4 protein-coding genes and 1 pseudogene are annotated in these 3,973 nt (G+C 69.5%); all 5 read left to right on the top strand.

Annotation, left to right across the window (positions count from 1 at the left end; all coding sequences use genetic code 11):
• Positions 1 to 640: pseudogene (locus BGO62_RS15940) on the top strand (RNA helicase); the annotation flags it as partial.
• 244 nt (positions 641 to 884) lie between these two features.
• Positions 885 to 1,535 carry a 5-oxoprolinase subunit PxpB gene (pxpB, locus tag BGO62_RS15935; protein ID WP_296644388.1) on the top strand — a complete coding sequence of 217 codons (651 nt, stop codon included), beginning with the start codon at positions 885 to 887 and terminating at the stop codon, positions 1,533 to 1,535.
• Positions 1,532 to 2,437 carry a biotin-dependent carboxyltransferase family protein gene (locus tag BGO62_RS15930; RefSeq protein WP_296644386.1) on the top strand — a complete coding sequence of 302 codons (906 nt, stop codon included), beginning with the start codon at positions 1,532 to 1,534 and terminating at the stop codon, positions 2,435 to 2,437. Before pxpB ends, BGO62_RS15930 begins: the two co-directional genes overlap by 4 nt.
• Positions 2,434 to 3,144: a 5-oxoprolinase subunit PxpA gene (pxpA, locus tag BGO62_RS15925; RefSeq protein WP_296644383.1), complete on the top strand. Its 711-nt coding sequence runs from the start codon at positions 2,434 to 2,436 to the stop codon at positions 3,142 to 3,144. The genes BGO62_RS15930 and pxpA overlap by 4 nt, the downstream gene beginning before the upstream one ends.
• A gap of 30 nt (positions 3,145 to 3,174) precedes the next feature.
• Positions 3,175 to 3,973, top strand: a 799-nt coding sequence (locus tag BGO62_RS15920; RefSeq protein ID WP_296644380.1) for an ATP-binding cassette domain-containing protein, incomplete at its 3' end; no start/stop codon positions are given.

The following is a 3,973-nucleotide window of genomic DNA, read 5'->3' as shown; positions in this document are numbered from 1 at the left end:
CATCGGCCGCACCGGCCGTGCCGGCCGCACCGGCGTCGCGGTGAGCTTCGCCGGCATGCGCGAAGGCGGGCTGGTCAGGAACATCGAGCGCTACACCGGCAACCGCATCGAGGTGCACACCCTGCCGGGGCTGGAGCCGACCCAGAAGCCAGCGTCCGGCCGCCCTGCGGCCGGTCGTCCGCGCAGCAACAATGGCCCGCGTGGCGGCTTCGGCGACAAGCGCAGCTTTGGCGAGCGCAGCGAGCCCCGCAGCTACGGCGATCGCCCGCCGCGCGGCGACAGCCGCGACAATCGCGACCGCGGCTACCGCGCCGATGCGCGTCCCGGCAGCGACCGGCCGGCTCGCGGCAACCGGTTTGAAAATGCCGTGCGCGGCCCGTCCGACGTGCCGCGCATGACCGGCGACCGGCCGCCGCGCAGCGAAGCTTATCGCGGCGCCGCCGCGCCTGCGGCCGAAGTCAACGGCAACAGCGTTGAATACTGGGCAAAACGTGAACGCGAGGCGAAAGCCAAATCCGCCGGCGCCGGCCGCAGCTACGGCGATCGCGGCAACAGTGCACGTGCTGGCCAGCCGCGCAGCTTCGGCAATGACAACCGCGGCGGCAACCGCGTCGGCGTGCGTGGACGCTTCAAGGACTGATCACCAGTCCGATTGCCGGTAATAGCCTAGCAAGGGGGTTTCACGTGAAACCCCCTTTTTGTCGCCCGTATCGGCGGGATCGGGTTGCCGGTTCGCCAGCGGGAGGCGTTCGGCCTGATCGAAAACGAGCGAGGCGGCCGGACGGATTTGCGATAATGTAGGACCGGCGCGCGCAAGCGCAGGTGTTGCCTGCCGCCTGCAGCGCTTCGCACGGATCATTCGCCGCATTATGCAAAACGCCGAAATGAAGCCTTCCAAAACAAAGCTGCAAACCGTTCAACCGGCCCCGGCGTGGCGCTGGCTGAGCGAGCGCGGCTTGCGGGTGGCGACAGGGGATGCAACGCTGGCGCGCTACGCCATGCTGAGCGCCCAGCGTTTTGCGGAGCTTGAAGACGTGATTCCGTCGGATGACAGCGTGTTGCTGATATTGCGGCGCGGCGCGGCGGTTTCGCCGAGCTTGCGCGCGGCGCTGACGGCGCCGCTGGCGGCCGCGCCGGCTGCCAGCGGAAAGCTGCATGAGATCGCGGTGGAATATGGCGGGTCCGCCGGGCCAGATTTGCCGCGGCTGGCGGAACGGGCGGGGATGGATGCGGCCAGCTATATCCATAGCCATGCGGCAGTGGAGTACAGCGTCGCTTTCCTGGGTTTCCAGCCGGGGTTTCCCTATTTGCGCGGGCTGCCCTCCGGCCTCCAGGCACCGCGCCGGGCGTCGCCGCGACTGCGGGTGGCGGCGGGCAGCGTGGCCATCGGCGGCGCATACGCCGGCATTTATCCGGCCGCCGGACCCGGCGGCTGGCAGATCATCGGCCGCACCGCAGCCGTATTGTTCGATCCGCAGCGCCATGCGCCCGCCTTGCTGATGCCGGGCGACCGCGTGCGCTTTGTGCCCAAATGATCGAAGTGCTGCGCGCTGGCCGCTGCGACCTGGTGATGGATCTGGGCCGGCCCGGCTGGGGGGCGCTCGGCGTGCCCGCAGGCGGCGCAGCCGATCAGCCGGCGCTGGCGGCGGCTAACCGGCTGGTGGGCAACGACGAGGCGGCCGCCGGGCTGGAAATCCTGCTTGCCGGGCCGTCGCTGCGGTTTCCGCTGGGGGGCGTCGTGGCTCTCGCCGGCGCGCGCTTCAGGGCGACGCGCAGCAAGGGGGGCGCGCCAGCGTGGAACGAAACCCTGTTGCTGGCGGCAGGCGAGATCCTGAACCTGGAGCGGGCGGAAACGGGTTGTCGTTGCTGGCTGGCGGTGCGCGGCGGGCTGGCGGTGCCACGCGTGCTGGGCAGCCGCAGCACGCTGCTGTCGGCCGGGTTCGGCGGATACCAGGGGCGCGCACTGCGAACGGGCGATACGCTGGCATGCGCTACCCCGGCGGGCGAAATGCCTCTGTTGCGCGCCCATCCACCCGTCCCGCCGCTGGACACGCCGCTGCGCGTGGTGGCGGGACCGCAGGCCAGCCTGTTTGACGATGCCGGGCTGAGGGCATTTTTTTGCGGCAGCTACCGAGTGGATGCCGCATCCGACCGGCGCGGCCTGCGCCTGACCGGGCCGGCGGTGACGCATGCACGGGTTGAATTGCCGTCGCAGGGGGTGTTGCCCGGAACGGTGCAGGTTCCGCCCGGCGGACAACCGATCATGCTGGGCTGGGACGGACCGGTGACCGGCGGCTATCCAGCCATTGCCGCGGTGATCGCCGCCGACTGGCCGCGGCTGGCGCAATTGCGGCCGGGCGATGCGGTGCGCTTTGCGACCGTCGAGGCGGAGGCTGCGCCAGCGCCTGCGCCGTGGGCGATCGAGGCGCTGGCATGATCGAACTGAATGCCGATATTGGCGAAGGCTGCGACGACGCCAGCCTGATGCCCTATCTGGCGCGGGTGTCGATTGCCTGCGGCGGGCATGCCGGCGATGCCGCCAGCATGACGGCGGCGCTGCGGCTGGCCGAGGAATACGGCGCGGCGGTGGGCGCGCATCCGAGTTATCCCGATCGGGCCCGGTTTGGCCGCCGCGCGCTGGTCGCGTCGGAGGCGGAGATTGCGGCATGGGTGACGCAACAGGTGGAGGCGCTGGCCGAGCAGGCTGCGCGCCTGGGATTGCGGCTGGCGCACGTCAAGCCGCACGGTGCGCTGTACAACGCGGCGGCGCAGGATGAGCAGGTGGCGCGGGCGATTGCCCGGGCGACGGCGGCACTGGACTCGGCGCTGATGCTGGTGGGCTTGTCCGGCTCGCAGCTGATCGCCGCCGGGCGGGCGGCGGGTTTGCCGGTGCTGAACGAGGCGTTTGCCGACCGCCGCTACCGGGCCGACGGCCAGCTGGTTTCACGTGAAACCCCGGGCGCCTTGATCGCCTCGCCCGGCATGGCGGCGCAGCAGGCGCGTGCGCTTGCGCATGACGGACCGGTTTCCGCGCTCGACGGCGGCGCCATCCGGGTACGGGCGGACACGATCTGCCTGCACAGCGACACCCCCGGCGCATTAAAAATTGCCCAGGCCGTCCATGCCGCGCTCAATCGCGGATAATTCCGCTCCTACGCTTGTTGATGTCTGATCATGCCCCTCCTTACTTTTGACCGACTCGAACTGGCCTACGGCCACTGGCCTCTGCTCGATGGCGCTTCGCTGGTGATCGAGGCTGGCGAGCGTATCGGCCTGATCGGCCGCAACGGCACCGGCAAGTCGAGCCTGCTGAAAATCATCGCCGGCGAAAGCCTGGCGGATGCCGGCGAGGTGTGGCGTGCGCCGGGCCTGAAGCTGGCCTACGTGCCGCAGGAGCCGCAGTTCCAGCCCGGCCACAGCGTGTTCGAGGCGGTGGCGGAGGGCGTCGGCGCGGCACAGACGCTGCTGGCCGAATACCATGCCGTGGCGCATGCGATGGCGGAGGGCGACGAGACGGTATATGCCGACTTCGAACGCTTGTCGCACGAGCTGGAGGTGGCCGATGCCTGGCGGCTCAACAGCCGGGTGGAAGAAACCCTGCAGCGCCTGAGCCTGGATGCCGAGGCGGCGGTGGAGGCGCTGTCCGGCGGCCTGAAAAAACGCGTGGCGCTGGCGCGCGCGCTGGTCACCGAGCCCGAGCTGCTGCTGCTGGACGAGCCCACCAACCACCTGGATTTTTCCGCCATCGAGTGGCTGGAAAGCCTGCTCAACGACTATCGCGGCGCGCTGCTTTTCATCACCCACGACCGGCGTTTCCTGGACAACGTCGCTAACCGTATTGTCGAGCTCGATCGCGGCCAGTTGCGTGAATACCAAGGCAATTTCAGCGCCTATCAGGTCAAAAAGGCCGAGCAGCTTGAGGTGGAGGCGGTGCACAACCGCAAATTCGCCAAGTTCTGGAAGCAGGAGGAAG

Origin of the sequence: Thiobacillus sp. 65-1402, assembly GCF_001897685.1 — a bacterium.
In the GTDB taxonomy this organism is placed as follows: Bacteria; Pseudomonadota; Gammaproteobacteria; order Burkholderiales; family Thiobacillaceae; genus Thiobacillus.
Note: the sequence above shows the minus strand (reverse complement) of the source record. Positions and strands in the feature narration are given on the sequence as shown.

Bases quoted from the DNA above. Each gene is read 5' to 3' on its own strand.
- pxpB (WP_296644388.1), top strand. From the start codon at position 885: ATGAAGCCTTCCAAAACAAAGCTGCAAACCGTTCAACCGGCCCCGGCG.
- BGO62_RS15930 (WP_296644386.1), top strand. From the start codon at position 1,532: ATGATCGAAGTGCTGCGCGCTGGCCGCTGCGACCTGGTGATGGATCTG.
- pxpA (WP_296644383.1), top strand. From the start codon at position 2,434: ATGATCGAACTGAATGCCGATATTGGCGAAGGCTGCGACGACGCCAGC.